Source organism: Pontibacter litorisediminis (assembly GCF_029360645.1).
Classification (GTDB): domain Bacteria; phylum Bacteroidota; class Bacteroidia; order Cytophagales; family Hymenobacteraceae; genus Pontibacter; species Pontibacter litorisediminis.
Genome location: NZ_JARDUA010000004.1, coordinates 382024 through 396973, shown reverse-complemented (window position 1 = coordinate 396973; position 14950 = coordinate 382024). Strand labels below are relative to the sequence as shown.

15 protein-coding genes are annotated in these 14950 nt (G+C 54.3%); 4 read left to right on the top strand and 11 right to left on the bottom strand.

Features of this window, described 5'->3' with window-relative positions; translation table 11 throughout:
* Positions 1–30: 30 nt before the first annotated feature.
* The 8 genes from PXG97_RS15180 to PXG97_RS15145 all read right to left on the bottom strand — a co-directional run bounded on the left by PXG97_RS15180 (position 31) and on the right by PXG97_RS15145 (position 4637).
* Complete coding sequence (locus PXG97_RS15180) at positions 31–399, bottom strand: endonuclease domain-containing protein (protein ID WP_276498629.1); 369 nt, start codon at positions 397–399, stop codon at positions 31–33.
* 137 nt (positions 400–536) lie between these two features.
* Positions 537–1850: a 30S ribosomal protein S12 methylthiotransferase RimO gene (gene rimO, locus PXG97_RS15175; protein WP_276498628.1), complete on the bottom strand. Its 1314-nt coding sequence runs from the start codon at positions 1848–1850 to the stop codon at positions 537–539.
* A 3-nt stretch (positions 1851–1853) separates the two neighbouring features.
* Positions 1854–2357 (bottom strand): carboxypeptidase-like regulatory domain-containing protein, encoded by a 504-nt coding sequence (locus tag PXG97_RS15170; protein WP_276498627.1) that lies wholly within the window; start codon positions 2355–2357, stop codon positions 1854–1856.
* Positions 2358–2369: 12 nt separating this feature from the next.
* Positions 2370–3329 (bottom strand): signal recognition particle-docking protein FtsY, encoded by a 960-nt coding sequence (gene ftsY / locus PXG97_RS15165; RefSeq protein WP_276498626.1) that lies wholly within the window; start codon positions 3327–3329, stop codon positions 2370–2372.
* Positions 3330–3442: 113 nt separating this feature from the next.
* Positions 3443–3598: a DUF4295 domain-containing protein gene (locus PXG97_RS15160; RefSeq protein ID WP_276498625.1), complete on the bottom strand. Its 156-nt coding sequence runs from the start codon at positions 3596–3598 to the stop codon at positions 3443–3445.
* A gap of 2 nt (positions 3599–3600) precedes the next feature.
* Positions 3601–3789 (bottom strand): 50S ribosomal protein L33, encoded by a 189-nt coding sequence (gene rpmG, locus PXG97_RS15155; protein ID WP_073851609.1) that lies wholly within the window; start codon positions 3787–3789, stop codon positions 3601–3603.
* A 306-nt stretch (positions 3790–4095) separates the two neighbouring features.
* The gene (rpmB, locus tag PXG97_RS15150; RefSeq protein ID WP_046309557.1) at positions 4096–4335 is read right to left on the bottom strand and encodes a 50S ribosomal protein L28; all 240 of its coding nucleotides are present in this window, start codon (positions 4333–4335) and stop codon (positions 4096–4098) included.
* 134 nt (positions 4336–4469) lie between these two features.
* A complete protein-coding gene (locus PXG97_RS15145; protein WP_276498624.1) occupies positions 4470–4637 on the bottom strand; it encodes a C1orf53 family protein in 168 nt (55 codons plus the stop codon).
* Between the two features lie 228 nt (positions 4638–4865).
* Between PXG97_RS15145 and rocD the strand changes: the two genes are divergently transcribed.
* The 3 genes from rocD to PXG97_RS15130 all read left to right on the top strand — a co-directional run bounded on the left by rocD (position 4866) and on the right by PXG97_RS15130 (position 8441).
* On the top strand, positions 4866–6107 hold the full coding sequence (rocD, locus tag PXG97_RS15140; protein WP_276498623.1) for an ornithine--oxo-acid transaminase: 1242 nt from the start codon (positions 4866–4868) through the stop codon (positions 6105–6107).
* 279 nt (positions 6108–6386) lie between these two features.
* Positions 6387–7124 carry a hypothetical protein gene (locus PXG97_RS15135; protein ID WP_276498622.1) on the top strand — a complete coding sequence of 246 codons (738 nt, stop codon included), beginning with the start codon at positions 6387–6389 and terminating at the stop codon, positions 7122–7124.
* 141 nt (positions 7125–7265) lie between these two features.
* Positions 7266–8441, top strand: coding sequence for a DUF4407 domain-containing protein (locus tag PXG97_RS15130; protein ID WP_276498621.1), 1176 nt, complete (start codon positions 7266–7268; stop codon positions 8439–8441).
* An 837-nt stretch (positions 8442–9278) separates the two neighbouring features.
* Here the strand turns inward: PXG97_RS15130 and PXG97_RS15125 are convergent.
* A complete protein-coding gene (locus PXG97_RS15125; RefSeq protein ID WP_276498620.1) occupies positions 9279–10235 on the bottom strand; it encodes an asparagine synthetase A in 957 nt (318 codons plus the stop codon).
* A gap of 164 nt (positions 10236–10399) precedes the next feature.
* Here PXG97_RS15125 and PXG97_RS15120 point away from each other — a divergent pair, with 164 nt between their 5' ends.
* Positions 10400–10858, top strand: a complete 459-nt coding sequence (locus PXG97_RS15120) for an Lrp/AsnC ligand binding domain-containing protein (protein WP_276498619.1) — start codon at positions 10400–10402, stop codon at positions 10856–10858.
* Between the two features lie 164 nt (positions 10859–11022).
* Here the strand turns inward: PXG97_RS15120 and PXG97_RS15115 are convergent, their stop codons facing one another.
* The gene (locus PXG97_RS15115) at positions 11023–12279 is read right to left on the bottom strand and encodes a pyridoxal phosphate-dependent aminotransferase (RefSeq protein ID WP_276498618.1); all 1257 of its coding nucleotides are present in this window, start codon (positions 12277–12279) and stop codon (positions 11023–11025) included.
* Between the two features lie 192 nt (positions 12280–12471).
* Positions 12472–14892, bottom strand: coding sequence for a DUF5686 and carboxypeptidase-like regulatory domain-containing protein (locus PXG97_RS15110; RefSeq protein ID WP_276498617.1), 2421 nt, complete (start codon positions 14890–14892; stop codon positions 12472–12474).
* Between the last annotated feature and the right edge of the window lie 58 nt (positions 14893–14950).

Genomic DNA, 14950 nt, shown 5'->3' with positions numbered 1-14950 from the left:
TACCCCCTCCTAAAAACAGGAGGGGGTACTTTAGGAAATTTTGAAAGCAACGGCTATTCTCTGTAGCACCTGTTCCGGTTGCTCGAATACCTCTTCGTTTCTGATACGAATAATTTCATAGCCAAGGTGCTGTAGTGTCTCATCCCGTACTTTATCACTAGCTTTCGCCTCTGGGGTATCATGCACGGAACCATCTACTTCAATTATCAGCTTTTCAGAAGCGCAGTAAAAATCAACTATGTAGCTGCCGACGCTATGCTGCCTCCTGAACTTCCTGCCCCTTAACTTGTGCTTCCGAAGCAAACGCCACAATTCTTCCTCAGCAGGAGTCATAGCACTTCTCAATGTAGATCGCTCTTGCCTCAGGTTAGGAATATTGTGTAGCTGGTCTTTCCGCATATTTTATACTTTGCCAGCAAACATCAACTCCCATTATAAATGTTCCAAAAAGCAAAGGCCTTCCTCTACGGTAGAGAAAGGCCTTTAAAAAATATCTTCACACCCCCTCCTGTTTTTAGGAGGGGGCAGGGGGAGGTCTAAACCACCACCTCCCCATACAAATCAAAATCCGAGGCATCCGTGATCTTCACATTCGCAAAGTCGCCCAGGCGCACATAGGTGCTGTCGGCTGGCACCAGTACCTCGTTGTCTACCTCCGGGGAGTCGTACTGGGTACGGCCTACAAAATAGCCGCTCTCCTTGCGGTCGAACAGTACTTTGTAGGTATTGCCGATTTTCTCCTCGTTCAGCTCCACCGAGATGCCCTGCTGCAGCTCCATAATGGCATCCGCACGCTCCTGCTTCACCTCCTCCGGCACGCTGTCTTCCAACGTATAGGAGTGCGTGTTATCTTCGTGTGAGTAAGTAAAGATGCCTAACCTGTCGAACCTGGTCTCCTCTACCCAGTCATACAGCTCCTGGAAATCCTGGTCTGTCTCGCCCGGGTGGCCGGCAATCAGGGTGGTTCGCAGGGCGATGTCCGGCACGCGCTGGCGGATCTGGTCTACCAGCTCGATGGTGCGGCGCTTGCTGATGCCACGGCGCATCGTTTTCAGCATATTATCCGAAATGTGCTGCAGCGGCATGTCCAGGTACTTGCAGATGTTCTCGCGCTCGTTCATCACGTCAAACACCTCCATCGGGAACTGCGACGGGTACGCGTACTGCATCCTGATCCACTCAATGCCGTCCACATCAGACAGGTTACGCAGCAAATCAGCCAGTTTACGCTCACCATAATGCTGCAGGCCGTAGTAAGTCAAATCCTGGGCAATCAGCACCAGCTCTTTCGTACCCATACTTGCCAGGCGCTTCGCCTCGCGCACCAGGTCCTCAATGGGGCGGTCTACGTGCTTGCCGCGCATCAACGGGATGGCGCAGAAAGAGCAAGGGCGGTTACAGCCCTCGGCAATCTTAAAGTAAGCGAAGTGCGAAGGCGTGGTCAGCAGGCGCTCCCCAATCAGCTCGTGCTTGTAATCGGCCTCCAGCTTTTTGAGCAGCTGCGGCAGCTCCAGCGTACCGAAATAGGCATCCACCTGCGGAATTTCCTGCTCCAGCGAATCCTTGTAGCGCTGCGACAAACAACCTGTCACGTACAGCTTATCGATTTGCCCGGCCTCTTTCGCCTCTGCATACCGCAGAATGGTGTCGATAGACTCCTGCTTGGCATTATCGATAAAACCGCAGGTGTTCACGATGATGATGTTCGAATCGTCGTTCTCAGACTCGTGCGCCACCTCAAATTCGTTAGCGCGCAGCTGCCCCATCAGTACTTCCGAGTCCACCAGGTTTTTAGAGCAACCCAATGTCACTACGTTTACTTTATCCTTCTTAAGCGATCTTACTTTCACGGATTAATAACTTGCTTGATAATTGATCAGAAACTCTACTTGCGTTACCTGCCCTTCCTGCACCTCTACCGGATTGATGTTCATCTCCTCATCGTAAAGGCTGGCGAACAATCCCTTCTCTTCTTTGGAGAACAGGCTGTATGTGCCGGGCTTCAGGCTAACCGCAAAGTTGCCATTAGCATCTGTAACAACCTGAGTCACTAAATTAGTTTGAATGTTGGTGTGAAAAACACCGTCTGTCGTGTTGGCCTGGCTGGCTTTGGTAAGCTCATAGATATAGAGCGTGCGCTGCACACCCCTGCCTTTGCTGGGTGGCGCGTCCGGCGATGGCATCTGGTTGCCCGCCTGCCACAGCACCTGTCCGCTGATGCCTTGTGCTATAGGGGCTTGCTGCCCCTCTTTTGCCTGCTCCTGGCTCTCCATCCGCTCTTGTGCATTCTGATGGGTTTGATTGGCGCCGCACTGCGATACCAGCAGCGCCAGCGGCAACAGCAGGAGCTTCACCATGGCTATACTTTTTTACTTGCGCGAGAAGAATGACTCCACAAACTCGTGCTTGTCGAACAGCTGCAGGTCCTCTATTTTCTCGCCCACTCCGATATACTTCACCGGAATCTTAAACTCATCGGAGATACCGATCACCACACCGCCTTTGGCCGTGCCGTCGAGCTTGGTAATGGCCAGCGCTGTTACGTCGGTAGCCTTGGTAAACTCGCGGGCCTGCAGCAGGGCGTTCTGCCCTGTACTGCCATCCAGCACCAGCAGCACCTCGTGCGGCGTGTCTGGTGTTATTTTCTGCATCACGCGCTTGATCTTAGCCAGCTCGTTCATCAGGCCCACCTTGTTGTGCAGTCGTCCGGCCGTATCAATAATTACCACGTCGGCATTCATCTCCACCCCTTTCTTCACCGCATCGTAGGCCACGGAGGCAGGGTCTGTGTTCATGCCATGCGAAATAACCGGCACACCCACGCGCTCTCCCCAGATGATGAGTTGGTCGACGGCGGCGGCACGGAACGTATCGGCGGCGCCGAGCACCACCTGCTTGCCGGCCTTGTGGAACTGGGCCGCCAGCTTGCCAATGGTCGTGGTTTTGCCCACACCGTTCACGCCTACTACCATAATCACGTAAGGTTTGATGTCCTTCGGCAGCTCGAAGTTGGCACCGTCTCCGGCGCGGTTCTCCTCCAGCAGCGCGGCGATCTCCTCGCGCAGGATGCGGTCCAGCTCATCGGTGCTCACGTACTTGTCGCGGGCCACGCGCTTCTCAATGCGGTCGATGATCTTCACCGTTGTCTCCACCCCTACGTCGGCATGCACCAAGACCTCCTCCAGCTCATCCAGCACCTCCACATCCACAGTGGATTTGCCCATTACGGCTTTGCTTAACTGACCGAAAAAGCTGTCTTTGGTTTTCTCGAGGCCTTTGTCCAGCGATTCTTTTTTCTTCTCTTTGCTGAAAAAGTCAAAAATTCCCATGCCGGTTTATGATGTAGGGTGAATGCTATCTCAGTGATACGGTAATATACTAAAAAAGTCCCAGTAAAGGGACTTCTTCGTGTTATCTATCTATCGATGTAGAGTAGGCTGTATTATTTCTTAGCAAGGAACTCCTGTACTTTGTCAACAGGCACCATCTCCTCTTTAAAGCTGTAAGCACCAGTCTTTGGAGACTTCACAGCCTTGATCACTTTTGCCCAGTCTTTACCTGTAGCGGTCTTTAGGGTTGCAACTACCTTCTTAGCCATGGTTATTTAATTTCTTTATGTACAGTTACTTTTTTCAACACAGGGTTATACTTCTTCAGCTCAAGACGCTCTGGAGTATTCTTTCTGTTTTTGGTAGTGATGTACCTTGAAGTACCAGGCATGCCAGTAGCTTTGTGCTCTGTGCACTCCATAATAACCTGGATTCTATTACCTTTTGCTTTTTTAGCCATCTCGACAGTAATTTTTTATTTAGGACTGCAAATATAAAAGCTTAAATCTCTAATTACAAACAAAGTATAAACTTTCTTGTGAAAGCACGTGGCGGCATTCCACAGAATTTACACTTGCTGCTGTGCGCCCTCCTGCTGCTGCAGCAGAAACGGCAAAGGTCAAAAAAAGAGCAACGGAGGAAAGCATCTAACAGCTTCTCTCCGTTGCCGATGTTTATCTTAAAGTACCAGATGGCTTTTCCGGGCACTTGGCAGCCGGGGCACCAATGAAGCTACCTTGGCGGCGTAGCCGGAAGTACAGCGCTACTAGTACAGGATATAACCTTGCTCAGCAGCTTTTTTCAGCACTGCAGAGATGCCATTCTTGTTGATGGTTCTCAGTGCAGAAGTAGAAACTTTAAGCGTTACCCATGCATCCTCCTCCGGGATGTAAAAGCGCTTCTTCTGTAGGTTAGGGTAAAATTTACGCTTCGTCTTGTTATTAGCGTGAGAAACGTTGTTACCAACCTGTGGTCTTTTACCTGTTAAGTCGCAAACTCGTGCCATCTTGTATTCTTTTCTGGTTTATTTCAATAGGGGTGCAAATATCTATAAAAAGATACAGAATATCAAACCTGTAGCTAAAATTTTACTTTCCATGTATAGAATCTGCTTCGCCGCGCCGGCCGTGGTTACAGGTTTTATACTTTCTTCTGCATCTCCGTCACCTCCTTGCGGAACCCGTACGGGCAGTGCTTGCAGGCGTTTCTGCAGCAATACCCGCGCTTGAGCAGGTACTTGGCAGTGAGCACCATCAGCCCCTGCCGGTTAAAGTAAAAATCCTCTCCTTCTGTTAACTTCTGCGCCACAGCTATACGATGTTTTCACAAAGTACGGCATTAAAACCAACGGCTACAAGCTTTGCCACACGTTTAGCACATGCCAGGCGGTGCCTCCTGGCCCTGCAGAGGCATAAGTGGGGCATCGGTTTTGAAGTGGGCCCGAAATGTGTAATTTTGACAACAATAAACACATTTTGCTGTAATAAAGATTGGCGGTTACACTGCCTTTACTCATGAATCTGATAATTGAAAACTATGAACACTCAAACCATCACCTTCAGCCAGCAGGCGATCGACACTGAGCACAAGTATGGCGCCCACAACTACCACCCGCTGCCCGTGGTGCTGAACCGCGGCGAGGGGGTGCACCTGTGGGACGTGGAAGGCAAAAAGTACTACGATTTCCTCTCGGCCTACAGCGCCGTGAACCAGGGCCACTGCCACCCCAAGATTGTGGGTGCCCTTACTGAGCAGGCGCAGCAGCTAACGCTTACCTCCCGCGCCTTCTACAACGATAAACTAGGCCTTGCCGAGCAGTATGTGTGCGAGCTCTTCGGCTACGACAAATCGCTGTTCATGAACTCTGGCGCCGAGGCCGTGGAGACGGCCATTAAGCTGGCCCGCAAGTGGGGCTACATGAAGAAGGGCATTGCGCCGCACAACGCGGAGATCATTGTGGTAGAACACAACTTCCATGGCCGCACCACCGGCATCATCTCCTTCTCCACCGACCCGGACTCCACCAAAGGCTTCGGCCCGTACATGCCGGGTTACAAGGTGATCCCGTACAACGATGTGGAGGCGCTGGAGCGTGCCCTGAAGGAGAACCCGAATGTGTGCGGTTTTATGGTGGAGCCGATTCAGGGCGAGGCTGGCGTGGTAGTGCCCGACGAAGGCTACCTGGCCAAGGCGCATGCGCTGTGCAAGGAGTACGATGTGCTGCTGATGGCAGATGAGATACAGACCGGCATCGGGCGTACGGGCAAGCTGCTGGCCAGCTACTACGATGACGTAAAAGCCGACATCCTTATACTTGGCAAGGCCCTTTCCGGTGGTGTGTTGCCGGTTTCCTGCGTGCTGGCCAACGATGACATCATGCTGTGCATACAACCGGGAGAGCACGGCTCTACCTTTGGCGGCAACCCGTTGGCTGCCGTGGTAGCCATTGCCGCCCTGGAGGTTATTAGAGAAGAGAACCTGACGGAGAATGCCAGCAGGCTGGGAGAGCTGTTCCGGGAGCGCATGCAGCGCCTGATCAGCGGACGCCCGGAGCTGGTAACGCTGGTGCGCGGCCGCGGGCTGCTCAACGCCATCATCATCAACCCGACACCGGATGGGCGCACCGCCTGGGATGTGTGCGTGGCCCTGAAGGACAAAGGCCTGCTTGCCAAACCCACGCACGGCGACATCATTCGCTTTGCGCCGCCGCTCGTGATGACGGAGGAGCAGTTGCACGAGTGCTGCGACATCATTGAGGAGGTGATCCTGAACTTCTAAGGCACAAACTGCAGCAAGTATGAAAGGCAGGGGCTACGGCTCCTGCCTTTTTTGTTGCCCGCTGTTTCATTTCCACACAAACAGGTGTCGGGCGCGGGAAGCGCGGGTGCCCATGAGCCGGGCCGAACAGTCTATACTTGCTTAGGCTGTACTTTCATCTGCTCCGCGAATCCACTAGCCATACTTTTGCCTCGCCCCCAGCCGCTTTAGCAGCAACTGGCACTATATATGCTAAGCCTATATTTGTTCCTAGTGCTTTACACCTCAACCTATAAAACTATGAGAAGTATATTGTTAACCGCGGTGCTGGCCGGCGTGCTGGCGCTGCAGAGTTGCTCTGTTCCGCACATGGCCGTGGAGCCAACCTTCAAGCAGCAGGCGCAGGAGCTGCCTGTGGAAGGCCGTAAAACGTTTAAGCCAAACGGCAACTTCAGCATCGGCGATTATACCGTGGGCCATGTGCAGCGCGGCTGGAAAAACAGCAGCGGCTTCAACCTCCTCGGTTATGAGAACATCAAAGAAAAGCAACGGCACGAGTTTAGCGTGAGGAGTGCACAGGGCGCGGAGTGGTACGTGTTCGGCGCCAGCCGGCTGCATGAGAAGAACCTGAAGTCCGACAACGGCATCAGCATACGGCTCTCGCCCAACCTGGAGTACTACGCCAGCTACTTCACCTCCCCGGAGAGCGGCCAGTGGCGCCTGCTCACCGCCGACCCAGGCCATTACCAGGACCGCCAGCGCTTCGAGGGGGAGCTATCCAATGGCAGCAAGGTATATACGGTAGCACCTGTGTATAAATTTGAGGGCAAGAGCCTGCCCTTACCCGACATTGTAGGTTACGAGTTTAGGGCAGGCGATCAGGTACTGGGGGCGGTGCAGGTGCTCAACGACGGCAAGGTGTGGCTGCAGCCCAACCTCCCCGGCGACACCCGCATGGTGCTGGCCAGCGCCATGGCTTCGCTGCTGCTCTACGAGAAGCTCCACGACTCCAACACCTCGCTTGAACCAAACCCTTAGCTACTACTGTTGGCTGTTTTATAGTAGCTATTTGGATATTAGTCGATTATGTCCCTGAAAAGGTATAGAACTACCTGTACTTTACGTTAGTAACCTATACCTTTTGCAGTAGCTTTGCATAAAACTTTTGATAACGTGTAGATGAAGAAATTCTTTTGGTGGTGTGCCGGCGCCGACGATACCATTCTTGAAAAATGCTCTAAATCGGAGCACCTAAAGTATGCGGGTGTGGGCGCCACCGTACTCTTCACAGGGGTGCTGGCCAGCATCTCGGGCGGCTACGCGCTTTACACCGTTTTCGACTCGGCGCCGATGGCCGTTGCCTTCGGGCTGCTGTGGGGTGCCGTTATCTTTAACCTCGACCGCTTTATTGTCTCCACGCTGCGCAAGGAGGGCAGGTTCTGGAAAGAACTGCTGCAGGTAACACCGCGTATTCTGCTGGCACTGGTGCTGGCCGTGGTTATTTCCAAGCCACTCGAGCTAAAGATTTTCGATAAGGAAATACAGGCCGTGCTGAAGGAGAAGCAGGCAGAGCTGGCCATTGAGCACAAGCAGTTGGTGAACCGCCAGTTTGCCGAGGTAGACTCTGTAAAGGCAGAGATTGCCGCCATACGCCAGGAGGTGGAGGCCAAGCTGCAGGAGCGGAACAAGCTGTACGACGCCGTGGCTGCCGAGGCCGATGGCACCGGTGGCACGGGCAAGGTAGGCAGAGGCCCTATTTACGAGGAAAAGAAGCGCCAGTATGACAAGGTGGACGAAGAGCTGAAGCTACTGCAGGCCGATGCTCAGGAACGCATTAACCAGCGCCAGCAGCGCATTAACAACCTGATGGCCAAGTACGACGAAACGGTGGCGGAGGGGCAGACAAGCTTCTCGAACTATGATGGTCTGATGGCCCGCATCAATGCGCTGGATTCCTTGCCCTGGCTGCCGGTGTTCTTCATCACGCTGCTGTTCATCTGCCTTGAGACCGCGCCCATCTTCACCAAGCTTATCTCCAGCAGAGGCCCCTACGACGATATCCTGAAGGGAATAGAGCACGAGCGTACCACGCAGGAAATGCAGCGTGTGGCGGAGCGCCAGAAGCAGTACGATACCCGCCAGGAAGTGGCAGAGGCTAAGTTTGCCGCCCGCCGCGAGTATGAAATGGATGCCAAGCGGGAAGAGGAGCGCATCAAGTCGGATGCACACCTGGAGGTGGTGCGCGAGTCGGCAGCTGTCTGGAAAGAGCGCAAGCTGGCCGATATCCACCGCAGCCCTAACACCGCCGCAGACGTGCTGAACGACAACGAGGAGAACGGCTACTATAAGTGGTAAGATTAGTTTTAGAAAGTATAATCAGCAGCCTGGGCCGGTTTCGGTCCAGGCTTTTTTGTAGCTCCATAGCAATAGGAGTCGGCTTCCCTGGCGCAAGCGTCCGTTTGTGCCTGTGCTTAGCCGCTGCTTCCTGCAGCCTGATGCAAGCTATCCTTGCTAGCTGCTGCTGATCCTCAGCCTTACAAGCCTATCGTTGCATTTCTGACTTTGGTGCTCTCCAGCCCGAGAGGGCTCGTCCTGGGGGTAGGGGCCCTCGATAAGGCATCGCGCCTTCTACATTTCCTTTGCTGTCGCAATGCCTCGCTCTCGCTCGTCACCGGAAATCTAGAAGGCGCTCAACCCAAAGACTGGGATCGAATTCGATTGCCAGCGCTGACGGAGCCTCAGCCAAGTCCCCCTTTGAAGGGGGTAGGGGGATGCTAATCGTTCACGAGTAATTCCCCTCCTCGGAGGGGCTAGAGGTGGGTTTATACTTCTGCTGATGCTACCCCTGCAGCCATGAAACTTATAATTTAGCTGCAGCAGCTACAGACTCCTCTCCTTAAACAAGGAGGGGCAGGGGTGGTTGGGCGCGGTGCAGCAGCCAACTACTCGCCAGCTATCACAAAGCTTCATCTAAACTTACTCCTGCTAAGAGTTGAGCATCCTACGCTCAACAATTTAAAATTCTATTAAGGACTAGCGGTACAGAAAAGGCCTGCAGCAGTTAAGCAGCAGGCCTTCACATCATCTTAAAACACGCTGTCAGCGTATGATTCGCAGGATTATCCGCATTGTCGCTATTGTCATCCATATCCTTTTATTCATCTAACACGGGTAGTAGGGATCACTTTTACACTAGAACACTGCCTTTGTAAAAGGCTTACGCGAGAAAACAGTCACCTCATCCACATCCCTGAGACGGCAGATAAAGCGGGTCATGCGTTCTACGCCAAAGCCACCGCCGGCTGTTTTCGGGATGCCACCTTCTTTTACTACCTCCAGGTAATGCGCAAAAGCCTCTTCGTTGGTACCAACCTCTGCCATACGCTTCTTAATTTGGTGGTACTCATGCTCGCGTTCCCCTCCGGATAGGCCTTCGCCAAAGCCACCTGGCCAGATCACATCGTAGTTCAGGTAGGTGCCCGGCTTCTTCGGGTCTTCTTTGTCGTAAAACTCGCGCTTGTGGTTCAGCAGCCAGAAGGGGGCGGTGGCCTCCTCCGATTTGATGCGCTCGTAGTCCGGGCCAAGGGCAGCCTCCAGTTTTTCGGTGCGGCATACCTCCCACTTCTCGTACTGCGGCAGCAACTCCCCGCGTAGCTCCAGTATAGTTTCTGGTATCTCCTCGTTTAGGCGGCGGAACACAAAGTTTACCAGTTCCTCCATAAACTCCATCACGAAAAAGCGATCCTTGCCCTTGAACTCAAAGTCGATTTGCGTAAACTCGAACAGGTGGCGACCTGTTTCGGCGCGATCAGAGAACTCCAGGCGCACGTTCGGCGACACAATGTAGAGGCTGCTCAGCTCCGGGTTCATCAGGGCCAGTTGCTTGTGGAAGATCATGGACTTGGTGAGGCTCCAGCGCTGGTCGGCGTAACCAATCGTGGCATCCACCACGCCGTGGTTCAGCGGGTCGGTAATCGGCGAGAGCATGAGCGGCATGAGTTGCGTCAGGCCTTTGCGGTACATAAAATCATGTGTGGCACGCACTATCCCTTGTTGCACCCTCAGAATCTTGGGCAACTGCGTACGGCTCAGGTGGCTTACGGTGGCATCGAGCACCGCTGGTTTCGAAAGTGTTACTTCTTCAGTCATTTTTTTGAAGATCTGTTAAACAATTCAACATTTATACATCACAAATGTAAAGAACGTTATCTATTTTTATAAATTTATTAAATATTATTTTTTATGTTTGTCAAATTATCAATATAAATCCACTATCTTTGTCATATTGTTAACAGCAGCAAACACAGGAGCCTATGAATTACGAAATTGATAACCTGGATAAGCAGATTTTGCGCCTGCTGATGCAGGACGTGACCCGCGCTTACACCGATATTGCCAAGGAACTGCACGTTTCGGGCGGCACAATACACGTGCGTATGAAGAAGCTGACAGAGATGGGGGTGGTGAAAGGGGCGCAGCTGCTGGTAAATCCGTCGGCGGTAGGCTTTGATATCTGTGCGTTTATCGGCGTGTTTCTGGAGAAGGGTTCGGAGTATAAGGAAACAGTGGAGAAGATGCGGGATATACCGGAAATCGTGGAACTGCACTACACCACCGGTGCCTACAGCATGTTTGCTAAGATCATCTGCCGCGACACCAGCCACCTGCGCGAGGTGCTGAACGAGAAGCTGCAGTCCATCGAGGGCGTGCAGCGCACCGAAACACTGATCTCGCTGGAGGAGAGTATAAACCGGCAAATACAGATAGAGTAACAGGCAAAAAAATAGAGACGCCGGTAAGGGCGTCTCTACAAGTATAACTCAAGCCCGAGAGCCAGGCCATTGGCTCCGGGCGGCACATGGTTTATTTATTCTCTTGGTGGGTAGATCATGATGGCTGGTAATATAGCCCCTGCCCACCAGGTATGGGAACTCGCCTACTTCAGCTTCTGCAGTGCCTCACGCAGCCTTCCCAAGGATGCCTGGATATCCTCCAACGAGGCACCACCTACAGACAGCCTAAACCAGTTCAGGTCTTTGCCGGAACCGAATGCGGAGAATGGCACTACGGCCAGCTTCGCCTCGTGCAGCACATAGAACGTCACATCCTGGCTTGTCTCCAACACCTTTCCTTCCGGCGTGGTTTTGCCCGCCAGGTCCATTTTGGCAGATAGGTAGATCGCCCCCATCGGCTCAATGGCATCCACGGCAAAGCCCTCTGCTTTCAGCTCCTGAAAACCATTGTAGAGCACGTTCAGGCTCTCCTGCACCTTTGGCTTGAACTCGCCCATAAAGCTATCCACGGCCTGCGGATCCTGCAGGAACTCAGCGGTAGCCATTTGTTCTGCCTTAGGAGCCCAGGCCCCCACGTGGCCAAGTATGGATTTCATTTTGTCCATCACCACCGTCGGGCCAAACGCGTATCCTACGCGCACGCCTGTGGCGGCAAAGCATTTAGAGGTACCGTCGATGTACACGGTGTACTGGCGCATGTCCGGGCGCAGGCTCACCGGGTCGTAATGCTCGGCATTGCCAAAGGTCAGCATCCAGTAAATCTGGTCGTAGAGTACGTACAGCGGTTTCTCGCCTTCGCCGCGGCTGCGGTTCTCCTCCAGCACCAGGTCGCATATCTCCTCCAGGTCTTTTTTAGAGAACATGGTGCCGGTTGGGTTCAGCGGGGAACACAGGGCCAGCATAGTGGCGCCCTTCAAGTGCGGCTTCACATCGGCGGCAGTCGGCATAAAGTTATTCTCGGGCCGCGTCTTCACCTCCACGGGCGTAGCGCCGGACAGGTGGCAGTAGTGGTTGTTGTTCCAGGATGGGGTTGGATACACCACCTTATCGCCCGGATCCACCAGGGCCAGGTAGGTGGCATAAATCAGCGGGCGAGAGCCACCAGCCACCAGTATATCATTCTCGGGGTACGAAAGGCCCAGGCGCTCCTGTGTGAACGCCACCACCGCCTTGCGGAGTACGGCCACGCCATTGGCAGGCGGGTAGTTGGTGTGCCCCTGCTCATAAGCCTTTGTAATGCCTTTGCGCAGCTCCTCCGGTATCGGGTAAATGCTAGGGTTAAAGTCACCGATGGTGAGGTTGCAGATAGGCTCACCTTTGGCAATCATTGCGTTCACCTCGCCGGCTACCCGAATGATTTCGGACCCGATCAGGTTCTGCGCCATTTTAGAAACTGTCATACTGTATGATTTGCTGAGTGGAAAGAAGGAGCTGCTAAGTTATGGATTTCTACTTTAGCATGAACTACGTTTTATTATTTTGTTTACTATCACCCATAACTACAAGCACATTCGCATTAATTCAAGCACATCCTTATGTAATTGGCAATATTTGCATTGTCCCAAACTGCTGCTCCCACACCTTGGCCTTCGCTAAAACAGCAAACTTGCCGTAAGCTTGATGCGGAGGTTGTCGCGGGAGTTATCCAGGGCATAAGGGCCGTAGCGGTAAAAGGCACCTATGCCTATGCCACTAAACGGAGAACTGATGATGTTGTTGAGCATTAACCCGGATTCAAAATAGCCTTTGCGCATGCTGCTGTAGGCTATTTCAGGTAGCTCCTGCAGCGGCTCTTCCATGCTGCCGATACCGATGTTGGTGACCGCCACCAGGTCCGGGGCAAAGAAGCGGGTGTTGAGCAGGCGCTTGCCAAAATTCTGGGAGAAGAACAGGGAAGCATATCGGTCGGTGAAGAACTCGTAGGGGTACATCGTTTCAAAGCCATCACCGGTGTACAGTTTATAGTCGCGGTTGTTGCTGCCGTAGCCGTTGTAGCGCGACACCAACGGGGCGTTGCCATCTACCCAGCCGCCGGCAAGTGTAAAGCTGCTCTCGCCGAAGGTGCGGTGGCGCAGCAGGGCCTTTAGCCGCAAATCATACTTGTTGTAGCCGTAGTCACCGTCCAGAAAACCATCCAAACCGCGGGTATACTGCAGCCACAGCACCGGCTTATCCTCCCCGGCCATGGGCACTATGCGGTTGAACTGCTGCATGTACTTTTCGCCTGGGGCATAGCGCAAGCTCAGCACCGCCTCCGTCAGGTTAAACTCCGGCATCGGCTCCCCCTCCGGCTGCAGCAGCGTTGGCCGCCGCTCCTCCTGCCGCAGTTGCGCATTGGCCTGCAGGTAACGCAGCACGCGGCCCTGCAAGGCTACGCTTTGGTGCGAGGTGTAATCCATATCTGTTAAGAGCGCCCGCCGCAGGTTACCCAGCAGGCCGTGCCCTTCCTCGAAGGCCAACCTGCGCCCGCCGGTCTCCAGCACGTCTTTGAAGTACGCGGCCTTAAGCTGCAGCTCCAGAGGCTTGTAAAGTATAACCGAGGCATCGGCGCCATACTTGGCCTCCTCATCTTTTAACCCATAGCCCCAGTAGCCGCCCACCTTAAACCGCTCCGAAAGACGGTCATTCGTATGCGCTCCCATACCCAGGCGCACGCCCTCAAAGGCACTCACGCGGAACAGGCGCCTCAGGTCCAGGCTTATTGGCCCTATGGGGATCTGCTTGCTCATCAGGTACTCCAGTGTGCGGATGGTGCGGTCTAGCTTTTGGGCGCGGCCTACGCTGTCGAGGCGCTCGTAGGTGCGCTGCTCCAGTTGGGTAAGCGAGTCGGGGCGAAAGGTCTGAAAGAAGCTGTCGGGCTGCCGGTGGGCATTGGGCTGCTGCCTGAGGGCCACCACGCCGAACTCAGAGCGGCGCAGGTTCGGATTCAGGTTGATGTTGGTGATGTAGGTGCGCATGTGCGCGTAAGGCTGGTGCCCGTTCAGGTTGAGCTGCGGGATGGTCAGTTCCACATCCAGCTCCGTGGGGAACCACTTCTGCTGCGGCCCCACCCGCTCGTAGCGCTGCTGCAGTTGTATGTTACGCTTATCATCATCCCCCGCCGAGCCTGCCAGCACATTCTGCACCGCCCAGCCGCTGCTGTTGATATACAGCAGCCCTTTCAGCCCTTCGAAGTTCCGGCCCTGCTGCGGCTCAAAGGAAATGATGAAGATGCTGTCCTGCCCCTGCACCACCGTTTCCTGTAGCACAAAGTTATACTTGCGGGTGCTGCCCGGGCTGATGGGGCTCAGGTAACGCTTTCCGAAGAACACCGGCAGGTCGTCGTACACCGAGAACTCCCGCGCCTCGGCCGCCACTACGCCAAAGCTCGGCTGCTGCAGGCCCGACACGCGCGTGGCCAGGATAGTCTCTTTGGTGAGGTTGGGCTGCAGAAAGGCGTAGTCGGTGATGCTCTCCACCAGGAAGAGATGCTGCTTGCCCAGCAGGTTGCGCAATTTCAGGTAGGCAGAGTCTCGTTTACTCAGCTGCAGCGTATCGCGCAGCTCCTGCTCCCCCACATCGGTGGCGGTAAGTATGAATTTGTTGTAAGTGCGGTAGGTATAGCTCTCGAGGTGCTGCAGGTGGTGCCGCTCGCGGTTTTGCGTGGCCAGCCGGATGATGCGGTGCGCCGGGTTCTCGCCGGTGCCCAGCACCACCACCTCCTGCAGCCGGGCCGCGGTTGGCTGTAGCTGCACGTTTATACTTTCAACGGAGTCAGGGTAGACTGTATGGGGCAGGTAGCCCACGTAGCTGAAGCGCAGGCTGCGGATAGGCTGCCGGTGGCGCAGGTTATACTCCCCCTCCAGGTTGGTGGTGGTGCCGGTTTCGCCCTCGTTGGCCACGATGCTGACAAAAGGCAGGCGCTCGCCGGTGGCCGCGTCGCGCACCACGCCCCGCACCTGCCGCACCTGCGCCAGGGCAGTGCCAGTTAGCAGGCACAGGTATAGAAGTAAGAGGCTGCGGAAGTATGGCATCGGGTAAAGATAAAAAGAAAAGGCGCCACTCCTGCAGCGCCTTCCGTTCTTCGTGAAG

What these genes read in the sequence shown, in the direction of transcription:
- PXG97_RS15115 (WP_276498618.1), bottom strand. Translation starts at nt 12,279, where the DNA reads ATGACAGTTTCTAAAATGGCGCAGAACCTGATCGGGTCCGAAATCATT.
- ftsY (WP_276498626.1), bottom strand. Translation starts at nt 3,329, where the DNA reads ATGGGAATTTTTGACTTTTTCAGCAAAGAGAAGAAAAAAGAATCGCTG.
- PXG97_RS15135 (WP_276498622.1), top strand. Translation starts at nt 6,387, where the DNA reads ATGAGAAGTATATTGTTAACCGCGGTGCTGGCCGGCGTGCTGGCGCTG.
- PXG97_RS15160 (WP_276498625.1), bottom strand. Translation starts at nt 3,598, where the DNA reads ATGGCTAAGAAGGTAGTTGCAACCCTAAAGACCGCTACAGGTAAAGAC.
- PXG97_RS15170 (WP_276498627.1), bottom strand. Translation starts at nt 2,357, where the DNA reads ATGGTGAAGCTCCTGCTGTTGCCGCTGGCGCTGCTGGTATCGCAGTGC.
- PXG97_RS15110 (WP_276498617.1), bottom strand. Translation starts at nt 14,892, where the DNA reads ATGCCATACTTCCGCAGCCTCTTACTTCTATACCTGTGCCTGCTAACT.
- PXG97_RS15125 (WP_276498620.1), bottom strand. Translation starts at nt 10,235, where the DNA reads ATGACTGAAGAAGTAACACTTTCGAAACCAGCGGTGCTCGATGCCACC.
- rpmB (WP_046309557.1), bottom strand. Translation starts at nt 4,335, where the DNA reads ATGGCACGAGTTTGCGACTTAACAGGTAAAAGACCACAGGTTGGTAAC.
- PXG97_RS15180 (WP_276498629.1), bottom strand. Translation starts at nt 399, where the DNA reads ATGCGGAAAGACCAGCTACACAATATTCCTAACCTGAGGCAAGAGCGA.
- rpmG (WP_073851609.1), bottom strand. Translation starts at nt 3,789, where the DNA reads ATGGCTAAAAAAGCAAAAGGTAATAGAATCCAGGTTATTATGGAGTGC.
- PXG97_RS15120 (WP_276498619.1), top strand. Translation starts at nt 10,400, where the DNA reads ATGAATTACGAAATTGATAACCTGGATAAGCAGATTTTGCGCCTGCTG.
- PXG97_RS15130 (WP_276498621.1), top strand. Translation starts at nt 7,266, where the DNA reads ATGAAGAAATTCTTTTGGTGGTGTGCCGGCGCCGACGATACCATTCTT.
- rocD (WP_276498623.1), top strand. Translation starts at nt 4,866, where the DNA reads ATGAACACTCAAACCATCACCTTCAGCCAGCAGGCGATCGACACTGAG.